The organism is Cognatishimia activa (assembly GCF_017798205.1).
GTDB classification, from domain to species: Bacteria; Pseudomonadota; Alphaproteobacteria; order Rhodobacterales; family Rhodobacteraceae; genus Cognatishimia; species Cognatishimia activa_A.
Map to the genome: position 1 here is coordinate 797363 of NZ_CP060010.1, position 26341 is coordinate 823703.

Consider the following 26341-nt stretch of genomic DNA (forward strand, 5'->3'; position numbering starts at 1 on the left):
GCGTCCGGGCCCAGAGGGCCCGTCGCCCTATGGGATCTCGGCTTACGCTTGAAGCCGTGTAATTTCTTCTTTTAGCTTAAGTTTTTGTTTCTTCATTTCCGCGATGGAAAAATCGCTGGAGCCGGGGGAGCGTTGCTCTTGTTCGACCTGTTGGGAGAGGGTTTCGTGTTTCCGTTTCAGTTCTTCCAAATGCGAGCTCACACTCATGGCAGCCCTCCTCTCTTGATGTATATGTAGGCCTCAGATTGCAACACAGTTCAGACGACCTGTCACGCTGCAGGTGCGAAAAACCCACAAGAAAGTCAGTTTCCGCCGATCCTGCACGCGGCACCCATTGATCTTGCCCAAAATACTCTCGCCGAAGGCAAGCCCGCAAAGCGGGCTTAATCCGGCATCCCAAGCGGAGCGCCATCTCGAAGAACCGCTTTGATTTCAGCGGTATAACTCTCGGCATCGCTCGTATGCGCGCGCCCCTCATGCATCAGAATCGGCGCATGCAGGCGTAGCGGTGCGCGGCCTGAATGGCGGGCACGCAGGATCACAAGATGTGCATCGCGGGAAATTCGGGGCTGGAGAGGTTGAACCTGAACAGACCCCAGTGTTCTGGGCAAATACCTTAGCAGGTCCTGTATGCGCTCCGCCCGATGGATGAAGCTAACATAGCCTTTTGGCGCAACCCGCCGCGCGGCGACTTCGAGCCATGTTTTCAAAGGGGTGGCTTCGCCCATGGCCGTTTCGCGCCCTAAGTCGGTCGCTGCATGGCCTGCGGTGCGGTCAAAATAGGGCGGATTGGCGATAACGTGGTCAAATCGCACGGATTTCACCTGATCCGGCAGCGCCTCAAGATCCGCCTCGATCACTTTAAGATCCGCTTCATTGGCCACACCGTTTTCGCGCGCCAAATCCGCATAGTCCGGCTGGATTTCCACCCCTGTCAGGCTCAGACCCTGCACACGCGCATTGAGACAAAGTGCCGCCGTCCCAACGCCGATCCCAAGCTCCAAAACCGTCTGCCCGGATCGCGCAGGCACCGAGGCCGCCAAGAGCACAGGATCAACGCCAGCGCGATACCCTTTCACCGGCTGGCAGATCCGCACACGGCCGCCAAGATATTCATTTTCCGAGATTTTTTCGCTCACGGGCGCCCCAAAGGGATCTCATTGTCGCGCATCACCCGTTCAGCGCGATCAATCATGTCATCCCGAACCATCAAACGACGCGGGAATATGCCAATACCGCCCTCAAGAACGCTCATATTTACGTCCATTTCAAAGCAGTCTATACCCTCCCCCTGAAGAAGGGCCGAGGCAAAAGCGATGATCGTTGGATCCGTGGTCCGTAAAAGCTCTTTCATACGAGCGATGTAAGGCCAAGGGCCGGGGTTTGTCGACCCTAGTGACGGGAACGTTATGAGTCTGGATCAGGCAGCACATAAACCACATGAAGCGCTGGCGGCGCTCTTGGCGGACGACATGGGTCGTGTGAACGACCTGATTGCAGCGCGCATGGCAAGCGAACATGCGCCGCGTATCCCCGAAGTCACCGCCCATCTGGTCGGCGCGGGCGGCAAGCGTCTGCGGCCTTTGTTGACTTTAGCGACAGCGCAGCTTTGCGGCTATGAGGGCCCCTATCACGTCCATCTGGCCGCCACTGTCGAGTTCATTCACACCGCGACCCTGTTGCATGATGATGTGGTCGACGAGAGCGCGCAGCGTCGGGGACGTCCAACGGCCAATCTGTTGTGGGACAACAAAAGCTCGGTTTTGGTAGGCGACTACCTGTTTTCGCGCGCCTTTCAGTTGATGGTCGAAACTGGATCGCTCCGTGTTCTGGACATTCTGGCAAATGCCTCGGCGACGATTGCAGAAGGCGAAGTCCTGCAGCTGACTGCGGCGCAGGATCTGGCGACGGATGAGAGTATTTATCTGCAGGTTGTGCGTGGCAAAACCGCCGCTCTGTTTTCTGCGGCCACCGAAGTCGGCGGCGTGATTGCGGGGGCGGATGAAGCCCACGTCAAAGCCCTGTTTGACTATGGGGATGCGTTGGGGATTGCCTTCCAGATCGTCGATGACCTGCTGGATTATCAAGGCGATACAGCCGCGACCGGCAAGAACGTCGGTGATGATTTCCGCGAGCGCAAACTGACCCTACCCCTGATCAAAGCCATAGCCAAAGCGGATGCCGAAGAGCGTGCCTTTTGGGTGCGCACGATTGAAAAAGGCAAGCAAGAGGACGGTGATCTTGAGACCGCGCTTGAGCTGCTCAATCGACATGGCGCGCTAGAGGACACCCGTCAGGACGCTTTGAAATGGGCGCAGGACGCGAAAAATGCGTTGGCCGATTTGCCACAACACGAGATCAAAACGCTGTTGATTGATCTGGCCGACTACGTCGTCGCGCGGATTAGCTAAGGCCTAGGGGCGCTGCCCCTCTGTACGGGATTGCGTGCAATCCCTCCCATTCACCCCGGGATATTTTCGGCAAGAGAAAAGAACCTGCCTGATTTGACCCACCAATTGGGGTGGGCTTGTTGGATGGCATCAAGAGCGGTATCTGTTTTGGCGCTGTTTGCGGGAAAGAGCGCGAAACAGGTCGCGCCGGATCCGGACATGCGCGCGATCAGCGGGTTGGTTGCCTCAAGGGCGCTCAAGGCATCGGATATCTCGTGGGCGAGACCGCAGGCCGGTGGTTCTAGGTCATTGCGTTGTGTGTGAAGCCAAGCCGCCAGATCCTCGGCAGACCGCCAGTTGGGCAGGACGTCCGGCATTGGCGCATTGTCGCGAGATGTTAGAGTCTTGAAAATGCTAGGGGTTGCCACCTCGATACCCGGATTGACCAGCAAAATCTCGCAAGCTGGCAACGATGGGAGGCGTTCTAGCTTTTCGCCAATTCCGGACATGCGTTGGGGCGACGGGCAGAGACAGACCGGAAGATCTGCGCCCAAAGGGAGAACATCTTCGGTTCGCGGCAGCGGCAGATCCCAGAGTTCCGCCAAGGCACGTAGGGTGGCGGCCGCGTCGGACGATCCCCCTCCGATACCGGAGGCCGCTGGCAGGTGTTTTGTCAAAGACAGGGCTGCCGTGCCCGAGGGATCAAATAGCTTTGCCGCCTTGAGCATGAGATTTCGACTGTCTGAAGGAACGCCCTCGGACATCGGGCCTGACACAAACAGCGACATATTGGGTGCGGCGCACGCTTCGATCTCGTCGCCAATATCCGCAAACGCCACCAGAGAATCGAGCAGGTGATAGCCGTCGGTGCGTTGTCCGGTCACATGCAATGTCAGATTGATTTTCGCCGGGGCGAAGGCCGTGACCTTAGCCGTCATTGGCCACCTGAACCGGGTCGTTGCCCTCAGCTTCCAGAACTGCGTCCAATCCCACATCCAGCTTCTGGCGAATGCGGTCAGGATCGGCTTCGGGCGCGCTGTCTTCATCGATAAAGGACAGAGCGCGATGCCATTGGAAACGGGCTTCGGTTTTGCGGCCCACCTTCCAATAGACGTCGCCTAGGTGGTCATTCACAATCGGATCGACTGGCATCAGAGCGGCGGCGCGTTCCATTGGATCTACGGCCTCGTCAAAACGGCCAAGGCGATAGAGCACCCAGCCAAGGCTGTCGACGATGTAGCCTGAGTCAGGGCGCGCTTCGACGGCGCGTTCGATCATGCCAAGCGCTTCATCCAGCTTGATGCGTTTTTCGACCAGGGAATACCCAAGGTAGTTCAGCACCTGCGGTTGGTCCGGATTGAGCTCCAACGCCGCACGGAAATCCGCTTCGGCGGCGGGCCAGTCGCCCAGTCGTTCATTGGTGATTCCGCGCGCATAGAGTGTGAACCACTTGCCATCGCTTGGATCCGTCATCATCGACAGCGCCTTGTCATAGGCCTGAGCCGCCCGTGCGTAGTCCTGTTGCTGACGGAAGACATCCCCCAATGTGTTGTGAACGATTGGCAGGTCTCCGTGGGTGCGGGCGAGCTGTTCCAGAACCTCGATGGCGGCGTCGATGCGGCCGCTGTGACGCAAAGCCTCTGCGCGGCCAAGTTCTGCGGCATGGAAAGAGATATGATCGGCCGGGACAGACCGGTAGGCCTGCGTCGCGAGTTCATATTGCTCTAGGTCTTCCAAAAGTTCCGCAGACAGCAACAGCGCATCCACGTGATCGGGGCGCAGGAACTCTGCAGTGCGGGTGTAAAGCAAGGCATAGTCGGGATCCGCTTCGCCTCGCAGCGCATCGGCGAGGGAATAGAAGACTTCGGCAATACCCTCGCTCGCGCTGCGCACATGGGTGAAAGGCAGGCGTTTTCCATCGGCCAGATCCGCGCGCACTTGGCGCAGCTGGGGATCCAGATCTTTACCAAAAAGCGCGTCCAGAATTTCGAGGCCGTCGTCATTGCGATCAAGCTGGCTGAGGATCTCGATCTGCGCCATGGCCCCGCGACGGGTCAGTTGCATGCCCAGCGCACCTTCGGAGGAATAAATATCCTCGGCCCCAGCGAAATCGCCCACAGAGGCCATCGCCAGCGCTTTGTGATAGAGCGCAAACCCCGCGAGGCCCGGTTCCTGAGCCACAGCATCAAAGCCCGCCACGGTGGCGTTCATATCGCCATCCCCCAATGCGGCCCAAGCCAGGATCAGCCCGTCGACCAAGGGGCCAATGCCCTCTTCGGCCTGAATACGTGTCATGACCTCATCAAAACGGCCACGCGCACTGAGGTCCGCAATCAACGCCATATTGGCCAGTTGGCTGGACACATCATCGATCGCATCTAAACGACGCGCGATCGGAATGGCTTTATCCATATTGCCCAAAGACAGATTTGCCAGAACCAGACTTTCCAGCAGGAAAGGGTCGCTTGGATTGGCGACCAAAAGCCGCGTGTAATAGAGCGACGCAGCCTCGTAATCATAGCTGCTGGCCGCCGCGCGCCCTGCGAGATAGTTGCCGGCAAGCCCTTGGGCTGAGGCCGGAACCGAAGTGACCAATAGGCTGGTCGCGATGACAAATGACTTTAGCAGGGTGAAACGCACGAGATGTCCTTGATCCATTCAGCAGAGGTAGCCTATCGGGCAGAACGCTAGGGGGCAATGGGCGGCGGCTCGCATTCGCGTGAGCCGTGGCTTTGTCGCTGCGATCTTGCTAGAGGTGGCGCATATTTGCTCATTCTCTGCGATATGGAGCCCCCTGATGCAGGCTATTTCCTCGATTTCCGATCTCGAAGCCCTTTATGACGCGGTGAACCCGCTTTCCATCGAGAAAGTCGCACGCCAGTTGACGCCCTTGTACCAGCAATGGATCAATGCCTCGCGTTTCGTGGTGCTGTCCACGGTCGGACCAGAAGGCACGGATGCCAGCCCACGCGGGGACGTGGATCCCGTGGTGCATATCGCAGACCCCGGCACAATCATGATGCCTGACTGGCGCGGGAACAATCGGCTGGATTCGCTGAAGAACATCGTGCGGGACGAGCGCGTCAGCCTCATGTTCATGGTGCCCGGCTGCTCCAATGTTGTACGCGTCAATGGCACAGCCATCGTGACAGCCGATGAAACGCTTTGCGCGCGGTTTGAAAAGAAGAACATCTTGCCCCGCTCGGTCATCGTGATGAAGGTCGGCGAGGCCTATTTCCAATGCGCCAAAGCGTTGATGCGTTCCCGGCTTTGGGCAGGTGAAGACGAGAGCGACAAGACCCCAAGCGCCGGGGATTTCCTGCGCGAAGTCAAAGAGGATTTTGACGCCGAAGGCTATGACAAAAGCTATCCAGAGTACGCGCAATCGCGGCTTTGGTAGTGTTTCGTCGCGTTTCCAAGCGCTGAACGTCCGGTTTCAAGTTGACTTTCGGTTAACTTGACGAGAGGACGTGGACGTTAAAAGGCTATGACACCGTCTGGCGTAGCCCCTGTGCTGTAAGAAGGGAAAACTGGATGTCTATTACTGAAGCAGACCTTTTTCAGGCGCGCACCGCTTGGGGTGACGCGCTTATTTCGATCTCTAAAACCTATGAAGATGACGGTATCGACGCAGCGCGCGCACTTGCCAGTGATATTCTGGATTCGGCCTATGGCTATAACCTCGGCCCAGTTTTGTTCAAACCCACTTTGGCAAGCGGTGAAAAGACGTTCCGCCCGACAAAAGACGGCGCTTTGGCATACTTTGTTGGCCATGACGAGAACTACCCGCTGGATGGCGGTTTTGGCATCAAGGGTTGGCGTTCGGTCGACTACGACAGCTCTGCATTTTTCATCGATGGCGATGTCGGCATGTGGATGGGCTGGGCGAAATTCACGGACAAAGACGGCAACGTCGTCACCGTGAACAAAACCTTTGGCTATAAGAAAGACGAAGAGGGCGCTGTGCGCATTGTCCTGCACCACTCTTCGCTGCCTTTCGAGCCATAAAATCTTACAGAGGCACCCACCGTAGTTTGTATGAAATGGCGGTGGGTACTCCCTTTGGCGCAACAAGCGTCAAAAAAGACCGCAAGCTCCCCAAAGCGTTTCAGACGTAGCCGCCGCTGAAACCAGCAGGCAGGAAAGCCCCACGAGAAAACCGACTGGAAGTATTTTCTGAACCATCTGACACGTCCCACATATCTTGTTTGTGGTACTACGAGTGGCTCAGAAGTTTCCGTCGCAGACTGCCCACAAAAAAGCCCGCCAGATCGGCGGGCTTTTCTGTTCTACATGTTCGGATAATTCGGCCCGTCTCCGCCTTGCGGCGTGACCCACGTGATGTTCTGGCTTGGGTCTTTAATATCGCAGGTTTTGCAGTGCACGCAGTTCTGGAAGTTGACCACGAACTCTGGCTTGCCATCTTTTTCCACGACCTCATAAACGCCGGCCGGGCAATAGCGCTGCGCAGGTTCATCGAACTTGGGAAGGTTGGTTGCAATCGGCAGATTTGGATCGGCCAGACGCAGGTGGCAGGGCTGGCTTTCTTCGTGGTTGGTGGCTGCAAAGCTGACGTTGGTCAGGCGGTCAAAGGACAGGGTGCCATCGGGCTTTGGATAATCGATAGGCTTGTGTTTATCCGCGGACTCGGTCGCCTCGGCGTCATTCTTGCCATGCTTGAGCGTCCCAAACAGAGAGAAGCCGGTGAGCGTCTGGCACCACATATCGAAGCCGCCCAGCGCCAGCGAGGCGGTGAGACCCCATTTGGACCACATAGGCTTGACGTTGCGGACCTTCTTGAGGTCTTTGCCGATCGCGCCATTGCGAACTTCGGTTTCGTAATCGTTCAGCTCATCAGAGGCGCGGCCATCCTGAATCGCCGCATAAGCAGCCTCAGCCGCCGCCATGCCAGAGAGCATCGCGTTATGGTTACCCTTGATGCGCGGCACGTTGACCATACCAACAGAACAGCCCAGCAGTGCCACACCCGGCGCGACCATCTTCGGCATGGACTGATAGCCACCCTCAGAGATCGCACGGGCACCGTAAGCCACGCGTTTGCCGCCCTTCAGAAGCTCGGCGATCTTTGGATGATGCTTAAAGCGCTGGAATTCCATGTAAGGGAAGAGATGCGGGTTTTTGTAGTTCAGGTGAACCACGAAACCGACGTACACTTGGTTGTTGTCCAGGTGATAGACAAAAGACCCGCCGCCCGCGTTGCTACCCAGAGGCCAGCCCATCGTGTGAGTCACTTCGCCTTCGTTGTGCTTGGCCGGGTCGATCTCCCAGATCTCTTTCATGCCAACGCCGAACTTTTGAGGCTCTTTGCCCTTTTGCAGGTCGTATTTCGCGATGACTTCCTTCGCAAGCGAGCCACGCACGCCTTCGGAGAGGAAGACATATTTGCCGTGCAGCTCCATGCCAGGCTCGGTGTTCTCGCCGTAGGAGCCGTCAGCCTCTAGGCCAAAGACACCGGCCACAACGCCTTTGACTTCGCCATTCTCGCCGTAAACAAGCTCGGAACAGGCCATGCCGGGGAAGATCTCGACGCCCAGCTCTTCGGCTTGCTCGGCCATCCAGCGGCAGACGTTGCCCATGGAAACGATGTAGTTGCCGTGGTTGTTCATCAGCGGTGGCATCGGCGCGTTCGGGATACGGATCTCGCCCGCTTCGCCGAGCATATAGAAGTTGTCTTCTTTGACCGGCACGTTCAGCGGTGCGCCTTTTTCTTTCCAATCCGGGATCAGCTTGTTCAGACCCACAGGATCCAGAACAGCCCCTGACAGAATATGCGCGCCGACCTCAGAGCCTTTTTCCAGCACGACCACGTCAAGGTCTGCATTCAACTGCTTCAGACGGATCGCTGCTGACAGACCGGCTGGGCCTGCGCCGACGATGACAACGTCATATTCCATTGCTTCGCGTTCGATTTCCGCCATCTGGCACACTCCTTGCGTGGCTAGAGTAATAATGTTTCGCCGTTGCTAGCCCGAGTTTGCAGAAAACGTCAATCAGAACCCGACGGGAATTAGCTCAGAAACGTAGTGTTACGAATGGATTTTCTGATTTTTAGGCCTTGGTCGAAACGGATTGCCCTAAACTTCAGGAAAACATGCCCCGCTGCGCGGTTTGGCTTGCATTCCCCCGCCCATTTGGGTCACTTATTTCAACCCCAAATCACTGGGCACGCCGCAGGCCTGCCCCCTGAGACTTTCTGAGGACGACCGATGGACAAGATCCCCACCACGCGCAAGGGATTTAACGCGCTGGAAACAGAGCTGAAGCAGCTGAAATCCGTGGAACGCCCCGCGATTATCGAAGCCATCGCCGAGGCTCGCGAGTTGGGCGACCTCAAAGAGAACGCGGAATACCACTCTGCGCGCGAAAAGCAGGGCTTTATCGAAGGCCGCATCAAAGAACTTGAGGGCATCATTTCGCTGGCCGAAGTCATCGACCCTGCGTCCCTGTCTGGCTCTGTCAAATTCGGCGCGACTGTGACCGTGGCCGATGAGGACACTGACGAAGAAAAGACCTGGCAGATCGTTGGCGAGTATGAGGCCAATGTGGAACAGGGGCTTTTGAATATCAAATCCCCCATCGCCCGCGCCTTGATCGGCAAAGAAGAAGGCGACAGTGTAGAGGTGCGCACGCCGGGTGGTGTGAAAAGTTACGAGATCGTCGAGATTGCCTACGTGTAGGCTCGGCACAGCGTGAACCGGGGGCCTCATGGCCGAAGATCAAGACAGCCAGCCAACACCGATTGGCCTTTATAGCCGTCCAAATGCGCCGAGCGTGACGGGTGTGGAACTCGTGGCCGTCGCGTTGACGGCGGTGTGGGTTGCCGCCTGCGTGGTGTTTTTTGTGGTGCTGGAACCTGACACCGCTGGTCTTGATTCCCTCCGCTTCGTGATGACGATGCTTGCGGTCTTTATGCCGGTCGCGATGATCTGGGTTGCGGCTTTCGTTGCTCGGTCCAGCCGCGTGATGCGCGAAGAAGGACGCCGCCTGCAGGTGTCGATTGACGCGCTGCGTCAGAATTATACGGGGCAGGTTCAGGCCTCTGGACGCGGACTCGAGCCTTCGATTGCCAAGAAGCTCGACGAGATCGCAGCGGCGCAACGTAAGACTGAGTCTGCGATTGCGATGTTCTCGACGTCTCGGGATGCGGTTCAGGCCACGCGTCCGATCGCAGAACCTGCGCCTGAGGTCGACCTCGAAGATCAGGGATTTCTGGCCTTGGGAACGACCGCCGAGGATCTTACACCGCCGCTTGAGAAAGACGACTTTATCCGCGCACTGCATTTCCCTGAGAATGCCGAGGACCAGTCAGGCTTCAATGCTCTGCGGCGTGCGCTGAAGGATCGTCAGGTCTCGCAGCTTGTTCAAGCGGCGCAGGATGTTCTCACTCTGCTCAGTCAGGACGGCATCTACATGGATGACCTACGCCCTGATCTGGCACGCCCCGAGATTTGGCGCATGTTTGCTGAAGGTAAACGCGGTCGCGAGATCGCGTCTTTGGGCGGCGTGCGCGATCGTTCCTCGTTGGCGCTGGCGGCTGGACGGATGAAGCAGGATCCGATTTTCAGGGATGCGGTGCATCATTTCCTGCGCCGGTTTGATCAGTCTTTTGTGGATTTTGAGAAAACCGCTAGTGACGCGGATATCGCCGCTTTGGGCGACACACGGACAGCTCGGGCGTTTATGCTGTTAGGCCGTGTGGCGGGCATCTTTGATTGATTGGGGCTGCGCCCCAAGTTTGAGTATTTCTGGCAAGATGAAAAGGGCGTCAGAGCCCGAAATCCGCGTAGGAGATATAGCGCACTGGGGTTCCAGGCGTGATGTCCTGCGCTTCGTCGGACAGCTCAACAAGCCCTTCCGCCCAACTTAGACCCGAAATGCGGCCGGACCCTTCAGAGGGGAAGACTTCGACCTGTCCTTGCCTCACGCGCGCGCGCAGGTATTCGCGACGCCCTGCCTTTTTGGATTTGGTGAAAGCGGCGGGCAGCATGAATCCCTGGGGAATGTTCCAGCTTTGACCCGCCATCAGGCGCATCACAGGGCGCGCAAGGATCAAAGTACAGACCATCGCAGCGACCGGATTGCCCGGAAGACCAAATACAGGAGTTCCTTCCCACACACCCAGCGCCAAAGGCCGGCCCGGTTTGATCGCGATCCGCCAAAGCGCCATGGTGCCGGTTTCATTCAGAAGCGCGGACATGTGGTCCTCGTCTCCGGCAGAGGCCCCGCCTGAGGTGAGGATGACATCCGCCTCTTGGGCCGCACGGGTGAGGCCATCCTTTAGAATGTCGCGCTGGTCCGGCATGCGTCCCATGTCGATGGGCTCGTGACCAAGCTTCTTGATTGCCGCCAAAAGCATGGGGCGATTGGCGTCATAGATCTGTTCATCGCTGGCGGCAGCCCCCGCCTCGGCCAATTCATCCCCGGTTGAGATCACGGCCACACGCAGAGGCTTGTGGAGCGTCACGCGCCCAACGCCCGTGGCTGACAGAAGCCCGAGGTCGGCGGGGGTTAAGCGATGACCGGCCGGGAAGAGCGTCTCGCCCGCCCGCACATCTTCGCCCGCTTTGCGTGCATTCGCCCCAATCTTGAGGGGGCCGTGGAAGGCGATATGGCCGTCTTCGAGGTGTACGTCTTCTTGCAGGATGACCGTATCCGTACCCGCAGGCAAATTTGCACCCGTCAAAACGCGCAGCGCGTGGGTGTCTGGCACTACACCGTCAAATGGTTGCCCTGCCGCAGAACGCCCCTCGCACAAAGGCACGCGATGCACGTCCTCTTCGTACCGCGCACCTGTCAGAGCATAGCCATCCACCGCACAATTTGCGTGGGGCGGATGAGAGCGCTCGGCCATCACAGGCTCTGCCAAGATCCGGTCAAGTGCGTCCGCAACGGGCAAATCCTCAGCCTCAGTGACGCCTGACATACGAGATTGCAAAAGCGCTAAGGCCTCATCCACCGGGGTCCAATGCACCCCGGGCGGCAGGGCGAAACAGTCGTTCTTTAAGGGCGGCGGCTTGGTCATATTGCAAGGTCCAAATGGTGCGCGATGAATAGCGCGATCGCTGGAATATCATCGAGATCAAACTGAGGAATATCGCGATCTAGCGAGACGGGGGTATCAGTCGCCAAAGCCACAACAGAGGGCGTGTTGGCTGCGATAAGCCCTTGGCTGGTTTCGGCCCGATGTGCCTCGATTTTCGGGTGGTCTTCGGCCTTGAAGCCCTCGATCAGCACCAGATCCACTGGCGCGAGACGGGCGATCAGATCGTCCAGTGTCGGCGGCGCGCCACGGTGCTCTTTCAGGATCGCATAGCGCGCATCAGAGGCAAGCACGACCTCTGAGGCGCCGGCCATGCGATGTTTATGGGTGTCGGTACCTTTGGGATCCAAATCCACCGAATGATGGGTGCGTTTGATGGTAGAGACCGTGATCCCTTTGGCAGTGAACTCCGCGACCAGACGTTGTGTCAGCGTGGTTTTACCCGCGTTCTTCCAGCCGGTGATGCCAAAGCGCTTCATGCCATCGCCTCATAGATCGCACGGGCGGCTTCAAGGTCTTCGGGTGTATTCACGTTGAAAAAGGGATCGAAATCTGTGCTTGGGAACTCGGCTGTGACCGCATCATGTGCGTCTGTCCACAGCACCACTTTGCGCAGCCCATCCGTCAAGGCTTGGCGCAGCTCTTCACGCAAGGCGACCGGCCAAAGGCCGAATGTAGGCTGTCGCCAGAGTTTGCCGTCATCGTCGCGACTTGCGGCAAGTGCGAGCGGCATGCTCCCTGAGGCGGCCCGCAGCTTGCCAACCAAGTCCTCTGGGAAAAACGGCGTGTCGGCGGCCACGCTGACGATGCTGTCCGCCCCCTGCCTAGCGGCCCAGTCCAGACCGGCCAGAACACCCGCCAACGGGCCAGGATGGCCCGCGAGGCTATCGGGAAGCACGGGCAAACCAGTATCCGCGAAACGGTTTGCATCGCCATTCGCATTTAGAGCGATACCGCTGACTTGCGGTGTGAGCCGCGCGATCACGAGATCCAGTAGGCTTTGATCCCCGAGCATCAGCCGCCCTTTGTCGCCGCCGCCCATACGTGTGGCGCGGCCTCCGGCGAGGATCACTCCGAGTGGGGCGTTCATGACGCTGCCCCTTTGCGGCGGCTTTTCTTGGGGTCGTCGGCGACCGAGGAGGGATCTGCGTCATAGGTCAGACGGTCTTGGCCCGACAGGCAGACAAACCGCGCGCCGCGCAGACGACCGATCAGGGTCAGGCCAACCTGCTGGGCGATTTCCACGCCCCAAGCCGTAAACCCAGAGCGGCTGGCCAAAGCCGGAATGCCCATGAGAGCACATTTGATGACCATCTCCGAGGTCAGACGACCGGTTGTATAAAGCAGCTTATTGTCAGGAGATGTGCCCGTCTCGAGCATCCATCCAGCGATTTTGTCGACGGCGTTGTGGCGGCCCACGTCCTCCATATAGACCAGCGGGCGGTTGCCTTCGCAGAGCACAGTTCCATGAATCGCGCCCGCCTCAAGATAGAGCGACGGCGTGCGATTAATGATCGACGACAGTTGATAAAGGTCGCTGGTGCGGATCGACAGCGACGGCAGCTCAAGATCCTCCAGCCCTTCCATCATATCGCCAAAAACCGTGCCCACGGCGCAGCCGCTGGTGCGGGTCTTTTTCTTGAGCTTATCTTCGTGGTTGGTTTCCTGCTCCGTGCGCACGACGACGGTTTCGAGTTCCTCGTCAAATTGCACGGCGGTGACCTGATCCGCGTCAGACAACATCCGTTGATTGCGCAGAAAGCCAAGCGCAAGATACTCGGGATAATCCCCGATGGTCATCGCGGTCACGATCTCTTGGCTGTTGAGGTAGATCGTCAGGGGGCGTTCTTCGACCACCGACGTGTCCACCGGCTGACCGTTGTGATCTACACCGGCGACAGACCGCGACAAACCGGCCCCCGAAGGGTTCGGCGCAATTAGATACGTGTGGTCATTTAACTTTGCCAATTGCAAGACTCACTGAGCGGGATTAGGCGTTATGCGTTGGTAAAACTAGGCATTTTGGATGAGTACGACCACCTCGAAATCGTCATTTTGGCAAGGATTGCGCGACGGGCTGCCGTTTATTCTGGTGATCGTCCCGTTTTCGGCGCTTTTCGGAGTGGTCGCGACCGAGGCCGGATTGAACGTTTATGAAACACTTGCCTTCTCTGTTGTGGTGATCGCAGGTGCTGCGCAGTTCACCGCGGTGCAGCTGATGATGGACAATACGCCGACCATCATTGTGATCCTCTCGGCCTTGGCCGTGAACCTCAGGATGGCGATCTATTCCGCCTCGCTTGCGCCCTATCTACGTGATGCCAAGATCTGGCAACGTGCGCTCGTGGCCTATGGCACGGTCGATCAAAGCTATGCACTGTCGGCCGCGAAATACGAGAACGAGCCCGACATGACCACGGCCCAACGTCTGGCCTATTTTTCGGGCTGTTTGGTGCCAGTGCTACCGCTTTGGTATGGGTTCACTGTCGTCGGTGCTTTGGGTGGCAAGGCCGTACCTGACTCATGGGCGCTCGATTTCGCGGTGCCACTGTGTTTCCTTGCCATGATCGGGCCGATGTTGCGCACCCTGCCCCATTTGACGGCAGCGCTGGTGTCCATTGCAGCGGCACTCGGCTTTACCTGGGTTCCGTTCAACCTTGGCCTCTTGATCGCCGCATTCCTCGCTATGGTCGCGGCTGTGCAATGCGAATCCTTTCTGGAACGGAGATCCAAAACATGAGCGAACATCCGGATCTCTGGCTGATCATTGTGGCCCTTGGGCTAGGCAGCTTTGGCCTGCGCTTCATGTTCACGGGGCTCTTGGGATCCTGGTCCATGCCCGCAATCATCCTGCGGCATCTGCGCTATGCGGCGGTGGCTGTCCTGCCGGGACTGGTCGCGCCACTGGTTCTGTGGCCCAGTACAACGGACGGGCAGATCGATCCGGCCCGCTTGACGGCTGCGGTGGTCACTTTGGGCGTCGCGATGATCTTTAAACGCGTGCTCTTGGCCATCGTGACCGGAGCTGGCACGTTGTTCTTGATGCTCTATCTGATCGCTTAAATCAGCGTTCGTATTCAGGAACGAATTCTGCCAGCACTTTGGATTTATCGTCGCCGTCGTATTCATAAAGACGCTCAAAGGTGGCGCCTTTCTCAGCAAAATAATCCATCAGCTTGCGCGGATAAAACGACTGCGGCGCATCCTCAAATCCAGGCAATTGACCGACCAGAGCTGAGGTCGACTTTGCACAATAAGATTGCTGCACAGCAGGATGATTGACCGCCAACTGTAGCGCCATTTCAGCCACTTCAGGCGAGACGACCAGTTCCTGAATCACGACGTGATAAGTCTCACGCGCGTGGAAACGAGTGTATTGGTCGACCAGATAGGGGGTCATTCCATAGACCGTGTCATTACGCGACACGATCTGAGGGTGGCGGAAAGAACCCGCCGGATCAAAGGCAACCCGCTGGCTGCCGTTGATCAAAATAGAAGTATGTGCCCCCGATCCGCTGCGGTTTGACAACATTGTAAACAGCGTCAGCTTGGGTGGCCCATTGTGAGTATAGGCGGCGCGCTGGACCTCTTCGAGCGTTGCTCCGCCTTGATTGGGCACCGTACAGGCGCTTAGCATCAAAGGAAGCACAAGAAGAATTACGGCCTTAAACAAACGCGCCATACCACTTACTCCTGAAACGGGTTTAGCCGTTTACAATCGCGATAAAGATCAGAAGCGCGACGGAAACTGCTGCGACCCAGGTCGAGCCTTTGATAAAGCCTGCGAAAGCTTTTTCCTGTACTTCAATGTTCATCGAACCGTGTTCATGTTCAGCCATGAGAGATGTCCTTGTATCTGGTGTTAAGGGCTGGATACTGGATTCCTTGCATAGTGTCACCACACCAATACGTCAGCGCGGCGAAGAATCGCGGTCTAAAGCGTTTTGCGTTAAACTTGACACACAAGTTTGACACAAAACGCTCGGAACCTCTTAGCGTTGTGGGCGTTTCCCGATCAACCTGTGACCCAGGTCAATCGCGAAACGCCTTAGGTGTTTTTCTGCAAGTCTTGGGCCAGTCGAAAGCCGATGCGGTTGGGCTCTGGCAGCTCTTTGGGCTTGGGCAACGCACGCAGCATCACATTCAGCTGGCTGACGTGTTGCACCAATTGCGTTTTCGCACCGATGTCGTCGGTCCCATAGAACGTCACGATGTCAGGATCGAAATAACCCATGCCTTCGATCCGCAGAACACCAACGTCTCCGCCGGCAAAGCCCATCGCGACTTCGTGTTCATTGTCGAGCTGTTTCTCGAAATTCTGGATATAAAGGATCAGACGTTCATAGGCCCATTCGGCCGCACTTTTTTGTTCCAGCGGTTTTTGTGCAACGGTGGTTGGCAGATCCGTCTCGGCCTCTCCATTCGCGTGCGCTTCATAGCGCTTGGGCAGGGCCGCGGCTTCCAAAGCCTCTGCAGAGGTTTTGATATCGTTGTTCATGTCGCGTCACCCTTTTCACTAAGCCTTAGCTAGCCAGACCCAAGCGCCATCCTCGCGCATAGTGCGGCTGGCTTTGCCAGTTTGATACAGGTGATTGAGATGGGCAAATGCTTCGACCAAAGCAAGCCCATATTCGCCGGCACCGATTTTTCGTTTGAAGAGCGGCGGGAAGCAGTCGCCGGCGACACGTGGCTCGGCGATGAATTCCTCAAGGCGTTTGAGCGCGCCGTGATGGTTGTCGATCAACTGGCGCATGCGCAGCGGCAGACCTGTGAAAGGCGTTTTATGTCCACCCAAAACCAGATGATCTTCGCGCGCATATTGGCTGAGCCGTTCACAGGCCTCCATCCAATCGCCCACCGGATCAGCCTCGGGTTCGGTGGCATAAACACCAATGTTAGAGCTGATCGAGGGCAGGATCTGATCGCCTGACAGCACCAGATTGTCATCGCGGCTCCAGAAGGTCGCGTGTTCGGGCGCGTGGCCGTTGCCGATGTGGACGTCCCAGTCGCGGCCGCCAATGCGGATCACATCGCCTTCTTTGATGCGTTTGAACCCAAGCGGCATGGGGTGGACGACATCGGCAAAGTTAAACGGGCGCTCGTTGCGGCGGGCTTCAAGGATCTTGGGATCCATGCCAGCGGATCGATAGAAGGCCACCGTTTCTTGCGCGGGCACCGCCTGTTCGTCCAACTGCAACATGCGCGAAAACAGCCAAGCCGTGCGCGTTGTCCAAAGCGTTGCACCATGCTCGGACTGAAACCAACCCGCCAAGCCTACGTGGTCGGGGTGGTGATGGGTGACAATCACGCGCCCGACAGGTTTGCCTGCCAAAGGTCTAGCCAAAACCTTTTCCCAGATCGCGCGGGATCGTTTGGAGGCGAACCCGGTGTCCACAATGGTCCAGCTGTCACCATCATCCAGCGCATAGACATTCACATGATCCAGCGCCATCGGCAAAGGCAACCGGATCCAAAGCACCCCTTCTGCGACTTCGATGGCCTCTCCTTCGGCAGGAGGCTCGGGCCAGGGGTACATTAGTCCGGTTGGTGCATTCATGAAGCCAGGTCTTCCTCACTCAGCGCGTAGAGATCCGCTGCGCCCGCCATGGCGTGGGCAAAGAGCCCCACATGTTCCGGCAGCAAGCGTTTGATATAAAAGCGCGCCATTTTCGTACGAGGACCATCGGTAGCTTCGGCCACCGCAGCCTTCAAGTGATAATGCGCGCCAAGAACGCGGGCAAAGCCGCGCAGGAACGGAACCGCGCCTGCGAAACGTTCGTTCAGCTCACCTTGGCCCACCATCCATTCAGTCGCCTCGCGCAGCGTTTCGGACGCCTGCCACACTGGTTCCGCCAGCTCTGGGTGGGAACCTTTGATGCTTTCAGCAAAGCTTTCGATATCATCGACCAACCGATAGGCCGCTTCGCCGCCATCCATCAGCTTGCGCGCCACGAGATCCATGGATTGGATGCCGTTGGTCCCTTCGTAGATCGCGGTCACGCGCACATCTCGCGAGTACTGCGCCGCACCCGTTTCTTCGATAAAGCCCATGCCGCCGTGGATCTGCACGCCAGAATTGGCAACATCGATTCCAACATCCGTCCCGAACGCTTTGGCAATCGGCGTCAGGAAGGCCGCGCGGGCTTTCCATTCTGCTTCGCCGGTTGCGTGGCCCATGTCGATGGACAGCGCGCAATCCGCCGCAATGGAACGCGCGGCAAAGATGTCGGCCTTCATAGAGGTCAGCATGCGGCGCACGTCCGCATGATCCAGAATAGTGCCCGTGCCGCCCTCAATCGGGCTGCGACCCTGTTTGCGCTCCAGCGCATAGGCCAGCGCGTGCTGATAGGCCCCTTCGGCGACCCCGATTCCTTGGGCTCCGACACCCAAACGCGCGTTGTTCATCATGGTGAACATGCATTTCATACCGTCATGTTCTTGGCCAACGAGCCAGCCCTTCGCGCCGTCAAACTGCATTACAGCGGTCGGAGACCCATGCAGGCCCATTTTGTGCTCAAGACTCACGACCTTAAGGCTGTTGGCGATGCCGGGGTCGCCGTTTTCATCAGGGATGTTGCGCGGCACGACAAAGAGGCTGATGCCTTTTGTGCCAGGCCCTCCATCGGGCAATCGCGCCAAAACAAGGTGAACCACGTTTTCGGTGAAATCATTGTCCGCCCAGCTGATATAGATCTTTTGACCTGTGACAGAGTAAGTTCCGTCGCCATTTGGTTCCGCTTTAGAGGACAAAGCACCCACGTCTGATCCCGCATGCGGCTCTGTCAGGTTCATGGTGCCGCACCATTCGCCAGAGACCAGTTTCGGCAGGTATGTCGCCTTCAGTTCATCGCTTGCGTGCGCCTCAAGAGCTTCGACCTGGCCTTGGGTCATCAGAGGGTTCAACTGCAGGGACAAACATGCGCCCGCCATCATCTCGTTCACGGCGTGGGTGACCGACAGAGGCAAGCCCATACCGCCGAACTCTGGGCTGGCGGAACTGGACACCCAGCCGCCTTCCGCAATTGCCTTATACGCGTCGCCAAAGCCGGGCGAGGTGCGCACCTTACCGTTTTCCAGATAGGCTGGCGTCAGATCGCCATTGCGTTGGACCGGTGCCATGATCTCATCACACATGCGCCCAGCCTCGGTGAGAACAGCAGAAACGGTATCAGCATCCGCTTCGGAGAACCTCTCGGTGCTCGTGACCTGAGTCAAAGGCACGACGTTCTCAAAGATGTATTCATAGTCGGAAACAGGGGAGCGATACGGCATTTCGGTCTCTATTCGGTTGGCTTTAGCTAGCGGGGCTTGTATTGGGCTTTGATCCCAAAGGTAAATCGGCAACGGGAAACCAGCCATTAAAACGCGGCGTCAGGACGATGAGTGACCTTACGAAAATCATGCTTTCGGCGGATGAAACCGGGTTTGCGCGGGCTGCGGACCTTTGGAAATCGGGCGGTTTGGTCGCGTTTCCCACCGAAACGGTCTATGGGCTTGGCGCGGATGCGCGCAAAGATTTGGCGGTTGCAAAGATCTTTGAAGCCAAAGAGCGCCCCAGTTTCAATCCTCTGATCGTGCATGTCGCGTCGATCGCTGCCGCGCAGGACCTTGTTCACTGGAACGACGCTGCGGATCGGCTGGCGCAGGCCTTTTGGCCCGGACCTCTGACTTTGGTTTTGCCGTTGAAAGATTCGGCGGGCATTTCGCCACTGGTGACGGCGGGCAAAGACACGCTTGCTGTGCGTATGCCAGCCCATCCGGTCGCGCAGGCTTTGCTGGCGGCCTTCCAGGGCCCAATCGCCGCGCCCTCGGCAAACCCATCAGGACGGATCAGCCCAACCGAGGCCACGCATGTGGCCGAAGGGCTGGGCACGCGCGTTAATGGTATCATGGACGGCGGCGCCTGTGATGTGGGTGTCGAAAGCACAATCGTTGGCCTGTTTGACGCCCCGACTTTATTGCGCCCCGGTGGATTGCCTCTTGAGGCCATAGAGGCCGCGATTGGCACTCCCCTCAAAACGCTTTCAGGCCAAATCGCGAATGATGACCTGACAGCGCCCGGGCAACTGGCCTCTCACTATGCGCCCGGTGCGCAGGTGCGCTTGAACGCAACTCAGGCCCATGACGGAGAAGTCATGTTGGGCTTTGGCGACATCGCCGGAGATCTGACACTCTCGGCCTCGGGCGACTTACGAGAGGCGGCGGCAAATCTTTTTCACCACTTGCATCGTTTGGACAAAATGGGCGCACAAGGGATCGCAGTGGCGCCAGTGCCCAATCATGGGCTTGGCCTTGCCATCAATGATCGCCTGAGCCGAGCGGCAGCCCCACGGGAGCTTTAGGCCCTTCCGGCTGTTCCCGACAAAAGCTGCGGGTCAACGCCGATCTGCTTTAGCGCACCGTCCCATTTGTGTTCGTCCTCTTCGACGAAGATCAGATGTTGATCCGGTTCCGCAATCAGCCAGCTGTTTTCTTTGATTTCATCTTCAAGCTGGCCCGGCCCCCATCCGGCGTAGCCAAGGCTAAGGATGGCAAATTCTGGTCCAGACCCGCGATTGATTTCTTCTAGAACATCCAAGGTGGCTGTCATCGAAAACGAGTCCGTCACCTTAAGGGACGCCCCTTCAGAATTGTAATCGGAGGAGTGCAACACAAACCCCCGACCCCGCTCGACCGGACCACCAAAATGCACGGGCAAACGATGGGAATCATCGGGCTGATTATCGTCCTGATTAGCCAAAATCTCGGACAGCTTCATAAATCCAAGGAATTTGTTCACAATCAAACCCATCGCCCCCTCCTCGCTGTGTGCACACATAAAGACGACGGAACGGGAAAAACGAGGGTCTGCCATGCTCGGCATAGCCACTAACAACTTGCCGGTAAGGTCAGAATTTTCATCAAAAGGCACGAAAAGGTCCGGAAACTTAAAATCTCTGATTTCTAAAGTGGAGTCTGACGCTCAAAGGTTCAAGCGCAATTTCCTTTAGTTTATAAATGTAACACCCAATCGCTTGAAAGTGAGTTGGCATTTACCACGCACTCGCGCATGTCTCTATGTATGAAAACCAGACGTTTTGCGCGTAGCGCCTCATTTTTGACAGCCCTTTTGTCTGCTCCGATTGCGGCGCAAGGCTCGGATTTGCACCTGCCTGACATCACGGCGGAAATCGTGCAGGGCTGGACCCGTGCCGACGGCAGTATGGTCGGCGCATTGCGTATTTCGATGGCAGGCGGTTGGAAGACCTATTGGCGCACGCCGGGCGATGGCGGTATTCCACCTCGCATGGACTGGTCTCAGTCGCGAAACTTGAAGGGCATGTCGGCGGTTTGGCCGGCGCCAGAGGTTTTCGTTGATAACGGTATGACGTCCTTTGGGTTTGTCGACGAACTGATGCTTCCCCTGATTGTCACACCGCGCAAAAATGGTCGTGAAGTCGAGTTGAACGGGTTTTTGCAGATTGGAGTCTGCAAAGAGGTCTGTATACCATATTCGCTGGATGTCAGCGGATCTCTGGACCCATCCCAGACCAAGATCGTCGCACCCATTGCCGCGGCGATGGCTGAACAGCCCTATTCCGCAAAAGAAGCGCAGGTCAGAAAGGTCAGCTGCCGTATTGCTCCGTCAGATGATGGGTTAGCGGTGAGTGCTGTCATCGACATGCCATCCACAGGTGGCCGCGAGTTTGCGATCATTGAAACCACGAATCCCGAGCTTTGGGTGCAAGAGGCTTTTGTCACCCGCGAGGGGTCTCAGCTGACGGTGACCAGCGATGTGATCCATGTCGAGCAAGCGCCGTTCTTTTTGCAGCGCAGTGACATGACGATCACCGTGATCGGCACGGACTATGCGGTCGAGATTGAAGGGTGTCAGGCCGGCTGACGCCCCCGCCTGCGCAGCGCCAAAACAAGACCGGCAATCGCGTAGCTGACAATCACCAGCACCAGAACACCCACCAAGAACAGCCCCATCGCCGCAAAATCCCCATCTTTTGGAACCCACCCGGGCAAAGCATTCGCAACAAGCGGATGCAGGGTTTGGTAGACCAGTGACCACCCAAGCGTCAAAACCAGCCACCCCGCGATCGCCACACTCAACGGTACCATCACTAACTGAGTCGCGCGTGCCCTCATCGCGTGCCGCAGCGCGGTGAACTGACGTGCCACATCCTGTTGCATCGCCAAAAGCGCTGGCACCACGATCAACACAAGAAGAACGCCAAACCCAAGACCGTAGACCAGCGTGATCACCGTCGGCTTCAGGAACTGCGCCTGAACAGAGCGCTCAAACAACAGAGGCGTCAGACCCAAAACCGTCGTCAGAGTCGTCAACATCACGGGCCGCAACCGATCTGCTGTGCCTTCAATAATCGAGGGCACCAACCCGCGTTCTTTGGCGTGTTCATCAATCGTCGTCACCAAAACAATCGAGTCATTGATGATGATCCCCGTCATGCCCAAAAGGCCCACCACGGTGAACATCGACAGAGGAACGTCCCAGTAATTGTGCCCCCAAATCGTGCCGACCAAGCCAAACGGAATGATCGCCATCACAACCAGAGGCCGCGTCCAACTGCTAAAGACCCAGGCCAAAACCAGATAAATCGCGGACAGGCACAGGATCAGACCGGTTCGCGCATCGTTGAGGAACTCGTTTTCCTGCTCTGCCAGACCTGACAGTCGCCATTCCACCTGCTGTACACTAGCGATTTCGGGCAAGATCTCTTCTTGCAAGGCGCGTTGGATCTCGGTCGCTTGATCTGCGTTATCCTCGGAAATGTCGCCGGTCACCGAGATCACGCGGATGCCGTTCTCGCGCCGCACGGTCGAAAAGCCGGTGCGGCGGTCCACGCTGACGATATCGGCCAGGGGGACATAGTTACCATCCGGGGTGCGCATCATGGAGCGTTCCAGGAAATCGGACGTCAGTTCTCCGTCCGGCAGTTCGATCTGGATTGAGGCCGTCCGCACCCCGTCAGGATAGGTCGCCGCCTCTAGCCCGTTCAGACGATGACGTAGGACGCGCCCAAGCCCGTCAATCGTAAAGCCCAGCGCCTGCCCCTGCGGGGTAAGTTCGAGGATCAACTCTTCTTTGTCATAAGGCAGCGTGTCTTCGACGGCAGACACCTCGGGGTACCGCAAAAGCGCAGTTTGCAGCTGCTCAGAGGCCGCTTTGAGCGTTTCGGCGTCGGCACCATAGAACATCACATCCAAGGCGTCCCCACCGGGACCAGATCGCCAGCCGCGGAAGCTGATCGTTTCAGCCAAAGGATGCCGGTTCACGCGATCCTGCAGGTCGGCCACAAAGGCGAAACTGGAATAGGGCCGCAGATCCGCGTCAATCAATTCAATCGAAATCGCGCCCAGCTGATCCGCCGTCCGCTGATCCGCGCCGGCCAAACCACGGCCAGAGTTGCCTCCGACCTCGGCGATCACAAAGGCGAGCGGGTTACGACCGTGACGTTCTTCGTATTCCTTGCCCAAGGCCTCAGTCGCCCGCTGCATTTCGCGCATCATGGCGAGCGAGTCCTCGCGGGTCGCATCAGAGGACATCAGAAAGTTGCCCGTGACCGATCCCCGTTCCGGGGCGTTAAAGAAACGCCATTGCACTTCGCCTGTCATGAAAACGCTGATCTGAGTGGCCAAAAGCGTGATCGTCCCCGCCAGCACCGGATAGCGCGCCCAAATGACGAAAGACATAATGCGACGGAATATCGTATCGCGGAACCAGCGGAAGCCGTGGTTCACGACACGGCTTGGCCAATCGTACCAATGCTCTTTTGCGCTATGCACAAGCGCGTGGCGCATGTGGTTGGGCAGGATCAGGAAACACTCAACAAGCGAGGCGATCAGCACAACGATCACGGTGAAGGGGATATCGATGATCAGATCGCCGAAACGCCCACCGACGGCCGTCAGGCCAAAGAAGGCAATCACCGTGGTCAGCGTTGCGGCAAAAACCGGCATGAACATGCGACGCGCGGCATTTTCGGCGGCAACAGCGGGGGCTTCGCCCAACCGCCTTGCACGCGCGTCAGCGTGTTCTCCGACCACGATGGCGTCATCCACCACAATGCCGAGCGTGATGATCAGCCCGAACAATGAGATCATATTGATCGTGATACCCGCCAAATACATTAAGGCCACAGCGGCACACATGGCGACGGGGATCCCGGCGGCGACCCAAAAGGCGATGCGCGCATTCAGGAACAGGAACAACAGCATCAAAACAAGGCCCAGCCCCATTAATCCATTGTCCAACAAGAGGTTCAAACGTCCGCTGATCGCTTCGGCACGGGTGCGGATCAACTCGATACTTGCACCTTGCGGCAGCGTGGCTTGCAATGAGTCGGCCACATTCTGCACCTGCTCTTGAATGGCAATCGCGTCGCCTTTTTCAGACCGGTCCACCCGGACAGAAATCGCCGCGAGATCTCCGACAAAATAGCTGCGGGTCCGGTCGGCGCCTTCGACAATCACCGTGCCAATGTCACCGACAGTCAGCGAAGACCCATCCGCATTGCTGCGCAAAACGATATCTGAGATCTGCGCGGCGCTGCGTTTTGCCACGCCGGTACGCACACGCGCGTTCGCACCCGCCACGTCTCCGGCGGGGTCCGCATCGACCTCTTGCGCAATCGCTTCGGCGATTTGGGCCATCGAGATGTCATGGGTGATCAAATTGGCTGAGGGAACTTCGATCACGGTACGAGGCGCGGCAACGCCTCGGATCGTAGTGCGGGTGACGCCTTCGGCGAACAGCCGCGTCACGAATTCATCCGCAAAACGCCCCAGTTGTTCCGCATCAAGCGGGCCGCTGATGACCACATCGGTCACACGATCTCGCCACGCGCCGCGCCGGACGTTCGGATCGTCCGCATCCTCTGGCAGCGTGGAAATCGCATCCACCGAGGTCTGCACATCATCCGCTGCACGCGCCATGTCCCAACCGGGCTCAAAGTCCATAGTGATCGAGGCGCGCCCTTCTGTTGACCGCGCCTCGGTGCTTTCCACGCCTTCGACACTTAGCAGAACTGGTTCCAGCACCTGCACAATGGCGCTATCGACGTCCTCGGCCCCTGCCCCGTCCCAGTTCACCGAAACCGTGACGTTGTCGATGATCACATCGGGAAAGAATTGCGCCCGCATTTGCGGCGCGGCCGAAAAGCCAGCCATGATCAGGATGACCAGAAGAAGGTTTGCTGCTGTGCCGTGGCGTACGAAATACGACAGGATGCCTTTGGCTGAATCAGATACGCGGGACGCCATGGCTTAGCCCCCCATCCGCTGTTCGAGGCGATTGACCAGCCGCGCGGGCACCTCATTGCCCTGAAGCTGACCCAGCACCCGTTGTTTGGCCTCGGCGGGCATCCGATTGTTGGCCTCGACAAAAGCCACCAGTTTTGCGCGGCGCTCGTCCGTCAGGGCGACCATTTCCGGCGCCTGAGGCGCTTCGATCTTGGCCCCTTCGCGGATCGGCTTGACCTTAATCCCAACGCCCAAAACCGGAGACAGGCGGGCGACGACTTCGCGCCCTGCAAGCTCGCGACCGCGCACGATGATCTGATCTTCCTGGCGTCGTAGCATGCGAACGGGCAAGGCTTCGAGGCGATCCCCCTCGCCCAGCACCAAGACATCGCCTTGCGGCGTCAGGGCTGATGATGGGATGGCAATCACGTTGTTCAGGACAGGCTCCTGAACAGAGACTTGCACGAAGTCATCAGGCTTAAGCCCCCTTGGCGCATCCAAGGTGGCAAAGACCAGACGTCCGGTTTGGCCCTCGCCAACGGCTGCACTGTCGCGGCTGATTTTGCCCGTCGCGGTCAGATCGATGCCACTGACATTCAGCGCAACGGTCACATCAGAGGCTTTGAGGCGACCATTCTCATCCAGCAGCCGTGCATATTGAGCTGTGGACACGCGAAAGGCCACTTCAAGCGCGTTTGGATCGATCAGCTGCGCGATGCGTTCATTGGCGGTCACCAACCCCCCTGTCACGACAGACACCTCGGCGAGCGTGCCCGTGAAATCGGCGCGGATCATGCGGTCGTCGAGATTGCGTTCGGCTTCGGCCACCGCGATCCCTGCGCGCTCAAGCGAGGTGGCGGCTTGATCGACGCGCGCTTCGGCATTTGCAAGCGCCTGCCGACGGGACAAGGTGGATTGGCGGGCCGAGGCGAGGTTCAACTCAGCAGCTTCAATCGCGGCCGCTGTACCTACGCCCCGCGCCTCAAGATCCTGTTGCCGCGCCAGCGCTTTGGCGCGCAGCTCTGCCTGTTCCATCGCGGCAGACACATCGTCCTGTGCCAAGAGCAAACCACGATCCGCGTCCCGCACCTCGGCCTCCGCTTCGCGCCATTCTGTCTGGGCGCGGGCCAAAGCGTCGCGTGCATCGGCATCATCGATCCGCAGCAAAAGATCGCCAGCCGTAACCTGACCGCCTTCTTCGAAGTCCTCAAAAAGCTCTACAATCGCGCCCCCAGCCGCGGTGCGGAGTTCAAGCGTGCGACGGCTTTGGATTTCGCCAAACACTGTCAGAACAGGCGCGATATCAGCGGGCGTGGCGGGTACAACATTGACGGTAAAGACGCGTTCCCGCTGCGGTGGTGTGCGCGGTTCCTGCGACATGCGTTCTTCGACCGCACCACGGATCAGATTGCCTGCCATCATCAAAAGCGCAACTGTCGCGCTTAAGAGGAACAGCCCAGCCAGACTTTGTCTCAGAAATCGCATCCTAACCCTTTCTTGTGCGGCTATCCCATTCAAACAGCGATGAATTATCGCTCAGATGGGGCACATTTACCAATCACCCATAGGTTATACGGTCGTGGTCGGCATTTCCGTCTAAATTAGTTTGAGAAATTGTGCGTCGCGGCGAAATTTCAAGAAA

At 57.9% G+C, this 26341-nt stretch carries 27 protein-coding genes; 9 read left to right on the top strand and 18 right to left on the bottom strand.

Annotated elements, in window-relative coordinates:
- Positions 1 to 42 precede the first annotated feature (42 nt).
- From HZ995_RS03785 to HZ995_RS03795, 3 genes are all read right to left on the bottom strand, one after another.
- Entirely contained in the window at positions 43 to 207 is a 165-nt protein-coding gene (locus tag HZ995_RS03785) for a YdcH family protein (RefSeq protein WP_209357352.1), read from the bottom strand.
- Positions 208 to 383: 176 nt separating this feature from the next.
- Positions 384 to 1139, bottom strand: a complete 756-nt coding sequence (locus HZ995_RS03790) for a tRNA1(Val) (adenine(37)-N6)-methyltransferase (RefSeq protein ID WP_209357353.1) — start codon at positions 1137 to 1139, stop codon at positions 384 to 386.
- Complete coding sequence (locus HZ995_RS03795; RefSeq protein WP_209357354.1) at positions 1136 to 1354, bottom strand: DUF2007 domain-containing protein; 219 nt, start codon at positions 1352 to 1354, stop codon at positions 1136 to 1138. The genes HZ995_RS03790 and HZ995_RS03795 overlap by 4 nt, the downstream gene beginning before the upstream one ends.
- A gap of 55 nt (positions 1355 to 1409) precedes the next feature.
- Between HZ995_RS03795 and HZ995_RS03800 the strand changes: the two genes are divergently transcribed.
- A complete protein-coding gene (locus HZ995_RS03800; protein ID WP_209357355.1) occupies positions 1410 to 2411 on the top strand; it encodes a polyprenyl synthetase family protein in 1002 nt (333 codons plus the stop codon).
- Between the two features lie 50 nt (positions 2412 to 2461).
- On the opposite strand, the gene HZ995_RS03805 is transcribed toward HZ995_RS03800, so the two are convergent.
- Complete coding sequence (locus tag HZ995_RS03805) at positions 2462 to 3328, bottom strand: 4-(cytidine 5'-diphospho)-2-C-methyl-D-erythritol kinase (RefSeq protein WP_209357356.1); 867 nt, start codon at positions 3326 to 3328, stop codon at positions 2462 to 2464.
- A complete protein-coding gene (locus HZ995_RS03810; protein WP_245168742.1) occupies positions 3318 to 5030 on the bottom strand; it encodes a tetratricopeptide repeat protein in 1713 nt (570 codons plus the stop codon). The genes HZ995_RS03805 and HZ995_RS03810 overlap by 11 nt, the downstream gene beginning before the upstream one ends.
- A 157-nt stretch (positions 5031 to 5187) precedes the next feature.
- Between HZ995_RS03810 and HZ995_RS03815 the strand changes: the two genes are divergently transcribed.
- Entirely contained in the window at positions 5188 to 5790 is a 603-nt protein-coding gene (locus tag HZ995_RS03815; protein WP_209357358.1) for a pyridoxamine 5'-phosphate oxidase family protein, read from the top strand.
- Between the two features lie 134 nt (positions 5791 to 5924).
- Positions 5925 to 6398 (top strand): phosphoribosyl-AMP cyclohydrolase, encoded by a 474-nt coding sequence (locus tag HZ995_RS03820; RefSeq protein ID WP_209357359.1) that lies wholly within the window; start codon positions 5925 to 5927, stop codon positions 6396 to 6398.
- Positions 6399 to 6679: 281 nt separating this feature from the next.
- Here HZ995_RS03820 and HZ995_RS03825 read toward each other — a convergent pair whose 3' ends face one another.
- The gene (locus tag HZ995_RS03825) at positions 6680 to 8329 is read right to left on the bottom strand and encodes an electron transfer flavoprotein-ubiquinone oxidoreductase (RefSeq protein ID WP_209357360.1); all 1650 of its coding nucleotides are present in this window, start codon (positions 8327 to 8329) and stop codon (positions 6680 to 6682) included.
- A gap of 288 nt (positions 8330 to 8617) precedes the next feature.
- Here HZ995_RS03825 and greA point away from each other — a divergent pair, with 288 nt between their 5' ends.
- Both greA and HZ995_RS03835 read left to right on the top strand, forming a co-directional pair.
- Positions 8618 to 9088, top strand: a complete 471-nt coding sequence (greA, locus tag HZ995_RS03830; protein WP_209357361.1) for a transcription elongation factor GreA — start codon at positions 8618 to 8620, stop codon at positions 9086 to 9088.
- A 28-nt stretch (positions 9089 to 9116) separates the two neighbouring features.
- Positions 9117 to 10127 carry a hypothetical protein gene (locus HZ995_RS03835; protein ID WP_209357362.1) on the top strand — a complete coding sequence of 337 codons (1011 nt, stop codon included), beginning with the start codon at positions 9117 to 9119 and terminating at the stop codon, positions 10125 to 10127.
- A gap of 49 nt (positions 10128 to 10176) precedes the next feature.
- Here the strand turns inward: HZ995_RS03835 and HZ995_RS03840 are convergent, their stop codons facing one another.
- The 4 genes from HZ995_RS03840 to HZ995_RS03855 are packed head-to-tail and all read right to left on the bottom strand — an operon-like array spanning position 10177 to position 13425.
- Entirely contained in the window at positions 10177 to 11433 is a 1257-nt protein-coding gene (locus HZ995_RS03840; protein WP_209357363.1) for a molybdenum cofactor synthesis domain-containing protein, read from the bottom strand.
- Positions 11430 to 11930, bottom strand: coding sequence for a molybdopterin-guanine dinucleotide biosynthesis protein B (mobB, locus tag HZ995_RS03845; protein WP_209357364.1), 501 nt, complete (start codon positions 11928 to 11930; stop codon positions 11430 to 11432). Before mobB ends, HZ995_RS03840 begins: the two co-directional genes overlap by 4 nt.
- Positions 11927 to 12541 carry a molybdenum cofactor guanylyltransferase MobA gene (gene mobA, locus HZ995_RS03850; RefSeq protein WP_209357365.1) on the bottom strand — a complete coding sequence of 205 codons (615 nt, stop codon included), beginning with the start codon at positions 12539 to 12541 and terminating at the stop codon, positions 11927 to 11929. The genes mobB and mobA overlap by 4 nt, the downstream gene beginning before the upstream one ends.
- The gene (locus HZ995_RS03855; protein ID WP_209357366.1) at positions 12538 to 13425 is read right to left on the bottom strand and encodes a formate dehydrogenase accessory sulfurtransferase FdhD; all 888 of its coding nucleotides are present in this window, start codon (positions 13423 to 13425) and stop codon (positions 12538 to 12540) included. The genes mobA and HZ995_RS03855 overlap by 4 nt, the downstream gene beginning before the upstream one ends.
- A gap of 52 nt (positions 13426 to 13477) precedes the next feature.
- Between HZ995_RS03855 and HZ995_RS03860 the strand changes: the two genes are divergently transcribed.
- Together HZ995_RS03860 and HZ995_RS03865 are read left to right on the top strand one after the other, a co-directional pair.
- Positions 13478 to 14191: an AzlC family ABC transporter permease gene (locus HZ995_RS03860; RefSeq protein WP_209357367.1), complete on the top strand. Its 714-nt coding sequence runs from the start codon at positions 13478 to 13480 to the stop codon at positions 14189 to 14191.
- Complete coding sequence (locus HZ995_RS03865) at positions 14188 to 14514, top strand: AzlD domain-containing protein (RefSeq protein WP_209357368.1); 327 nt, start codon at positions 14188 to 14190, stop codon at positions 14512 to 14514. The genes HZ995_RS03860 and HZ995_RS03865 overlap by 4 nt, the downstream gene beginning before the upstream one ends.
- 1 nt (position 14515) lies before the next feature.
- Here HZ995_RS03865 and HZ995_RS03870 read toward each other — a convergent pair whose 3' ends face one another.
- The 5 genes from HZ995_RS03870 to HZ995_RS03890 all read right to left on the bottom strand — a co-directional run bounded on the left by HZ995_RS03870 (position 14516) and on the right by HZ995_RS03890 (position 18723).
- Complete coding sequence (locus HZ995_RS03870) at positions 14516 to 15133, bottom strand: hypothetical protein (protein WP_245168743.1); 618 nt, start codon at positions 15131 to 15133, stop codon at positions 14516 to 14518.
- Positions 15134 to 15155: 22 nt separating this feature from the next.
- Entirely contained in the window at positions 15156 to 15290 is a 135-nt protein-coding gene (locus HZ995_RS03875; RefSeq protein WP_209357369.1) for an aa3-type cytochrome c oxidase subunit IV, read from the bottom strand.
- 209 nt (positions 15291 to 15499) lie between these two features.
- Positions 15500 to 15949, bottom strand: a complete 450-nt coding sequence (locus HZ995_RS03880; RefSeq protein ID WP_209357370.1) for a DUF6173 family protein — start codon at positions 15947 to 15949, stop codon at positions 15500 to 15502.
- An 18-nt stretch (positions 15950 to 15967) separates the two neighbouring features.
- Positions 15968 to 17008, bottom strand: a complete 1041-nt coding sequence (locus tag HZ995_RS03885; protein ID WP_209357371.1) for an MBL fold metallo-hydrolase — start codon at positions 17006 to 17008, stop codon at positions 15968 to 15970.
- Positions 17005 to 18723, bottom strand: a complete 1719-nt coding sequence (locus HZ995_RS03890) for an acyl-CoA dehydrogenase (protein ID WP_209357372.1) — start codon at positions 18721 to 18723, stop codon at positions 17005 to 17007. The genes HZ995_RS03885 and HZ995_RS03890 overlap by 4 nt, the downstream gene beginning before the upstream one ends.
- Before the next feature lie 107 nt (positions 18724 to 18830).
- Here HZ995_RS03890 and HZ995_RS03895 point away from each other — a divergent pair, with 107 nt between their 5' ends.
- The gene (locus tag HZ995_RS03895) at positions 18831 to 19793 is read left to right on the top strand and encodes an L-threonylcarbamoyladenylate synthase (RefSeq protein ID WP_209357373.1); all 963 of its coding nucleotides are present in this window, start codon (positions 18831 to 18833) and stop codon (positions 19791 to 19793) included.
- On the opposite strand, the gene HZ995_RS03900 is transcribed toward HZ995_RS03895, so the two are convergent.
- The gene (locus HZ995_RS03900) at positions 19790 to 20314 is read right to left on the bottom strand and encodes a YqgE/AlgH family protein (protein ID WP_209358147.1); all 525 of its coding nucleotides are present in this window, start codon (positions 20312 to 20314) and stop codon (positions 19790 to 19792) included. The two genes, HZ995_RS03895 and HZ995_RS03900, sit on opposite strands and share 4 nt — an antisense overlap.
- 198 nt (positions 20315 to 20512) lie before the next feature.
- Here HZ995_RS03900 and HZ995_RS03905 point away from each other — a divergent pair, with 198 nt between their 5' ends.
- The gene (locus HZ995_RS03905) at positions 20513 to 21334 is read left to right on the top strand and encodes a protein-disulfide reductase DsbD domain-containing protein (protein WP_209357374.1); all 822 of its coding nucleotides are present in this window, start codon (positions 20513 to 20515) and stop codon (positions 21332 to 21334) included.
- Here the strand turns inward: HZ995_RS03905 and HZ995_RS03910 are convergent.
- Together HZ995_RS03910 and HZ995_RS03915 are read right to left on the bottom strand one after the other, a co-directional pair.
- A complete protein-coding gene (locus HZ995_RS03910; RefSeq protein WP_209357375.1) occupies positions 21322 to 24720 on the bottom strand; it encodes an efflux RND transporter permease subunit in 3399 nt (1132 codons plus the stop codon). The genes HZ995_RS03905 and HZ995_RS03910 overlap by 13 nt on opposite strands.
- A gap of 3 nt (positions 24721 to 24723) precedes the next feature.
- Positions 24724 to 26184, bottom strand: a complete 1461-nt coding sequence (locus tag HZ995_RS03915) for an efflux RND transporter periplasmic adaptor subunit (RefSeq protein WP_209357376.1) — start codon at positions 26182 to 26184, stop codon at positions 24724 to 24726.
- Positions 26185 to 26341 lie beyond the last annotated feature (157 nt).

Bases quoted from the DNA above. Each gene is read 5' to 3' on its own strand.
- HZ995_RS03785 (WP_209357352.1), bottom strand. From the start codon at position 207: ATGAGTGTGAGCTCGCATTTGGAAGAACTGAAACGGAAACACGAAACC.
- HZ995_RS03795 (WP_209357354.1), bottom strand. From the start codon at position 1,354: ATGAAAGAGCTTTTACGGACCACGGATCCAACGATCATCGCTTTTGCC.
- HZ995_RS03800 (WP_209357355.1), top strand. From the start codon at position 1,410: ATGAGTCTGGATCAGGCAGCACATAAACCACATGAAGCGCTGGCGGCG.
- HZ995_RS03805 (WP_209357356.1), bottom strand. From the start codon at position 3,328: ATGACGGCTAAGGTCACGGCCTTCGCCCCGGCGAAAATCAATCTGACA.
- HZ995_RS03815 (WP_209357358.1), top strand. From the start codon at position 5,188: ATGCAGGCTATTTCCTCGATTTCCGATCTCGAAGCCCTTTATGACGCG.
- HZ995_RS03820 (WP_209357359.1), top strand. From the start codon at position 5,925: ATGTCTATTACTGAAGCAGACCTTTTTCAGGCGCGCACCGCTTGGGGT.
- HZ995_RS03825 (WP_209357360.1), bottom strand. From the start codon at position 8,329: ATGGCGGAAATCGAACGCGAAGCAATGGAATATGACGTTGTCATCGTC.
- greA (WP_209357361.1), top strand. From the start codon at position 8,618: ATGGACAAGATCCCCACCACGCGCAAGGGATTTAACGCGCTGGAAACA.
- HZ995_RS03835 (WP_209357362.1), top strand. From the start codon at position 9,117: ATGGCCGAAGATCAAGACAGCCAGCCAACACCGATTGGCCTTTATAGC.
- HZ995_RS03840 (WP_209357363.1), bottom strand. From the start codon at position 11,433: ATGACCAAGCCGCCGCCCTTAAAGAACGACTGTTTCGCCCTGCCGCCC.
- mobB (WP_209357364.1), bottom strand. From the start codon at position 11,930: ATGAAGCGCTTTGGCATCACCGGCTGGAAGAACGCGGGTAAAACCACG.
- mobA (WP_209357365.1), bottom strand. From the start codon at position 12,541: ATGAACGCCCCACTCGGAGTGATCCTCGCCGGAGGCCGCGCCACACGT.
- HZ995_RS03860 (WP_209357367.1), top strand. From the start codon at position 13,478: ATGAGTACGACCACCTCGAAATCGTCATTTTGGCAAGGATTGCGCGAC.
- HZ995_RS03865 (WP_209357368.1), top strand. From the start codon at position 14,188: ATGAGCGAACATCCGGATCTCTGGCTGATCATTGTGGCCCTTGGGCTA.
- HZ995_RS03870 (WP_245168743.1), bottom strand. From the start codon at position 15,133: ATGGCGCGTTTGTTTAAGGCCGTAATTCTTCTTGTGCTTCCTTTGATG.
- HZ995_RS03875 (WP_209357369.1), bottom strand. From the start codon at position 15,290: ATGGCTGAACATGAACACGGTTCGATGAACATTGAAGTACAGGAAAAA.
- HZ995_RS03880 (WP_209357370.1), bottom strand. From the start codon at position 15,949: ATGAACAACGATATCAAAACCTCTGCAGAGGCTTTGGAAGCCGCGGCC.
- HZ995_RS03885 (WP_209357371.1), bottom strand. From the start codon at position 17,008: ATGAATGCACCAACCGGACTAATGTACCCCTGGCCCGAGCCTCCTGCC.
- HZ995_RS03890 (WP_209357372.1), bottom strand. From the start codon at position 18,723: ATGCCGTATCGCTCCCCTGTTTCCGACTATGAATACATCTTTGAGAAC.
- HZ995_RS03895 (WP_209357373.1), top strand. From the start codon at position 18,831: ATGAGTGACCTTACGAAAATCATGCTTTCGGCGGATGAAACCGGGTTT.
- HZ995_RS03900 (WP_209358147.1), bottom strand. From the start codon at position 20,314: ATGCCGAGCATGGCAGACCCTCGTTTTTCCCGTTCCGTCGTCTTTATG.
- HZ995_RS03905 (WP_209357374.1), top strand. From the start codon at position 20,513: ATGAAAACCAGACGTTTTGCGCGTAGCGCCTCATTTTTGACAGCCCTT.
- HZ995_RS03910 (WP_209357375.1), bottom strand. From the start codon at position 24,720: ATGGCGTCCCGCGTATCTGATTCAGCCAAAGGCATCCTGTCGTATTTC.
- HZ995_RS03915 (WP_209357376.1), bottom strand. From the start codon at position 26,184: ATGCGATTTCTGAGACAAAGTCTGGCTGGGCTGTTCCTCTTAAGCGCG.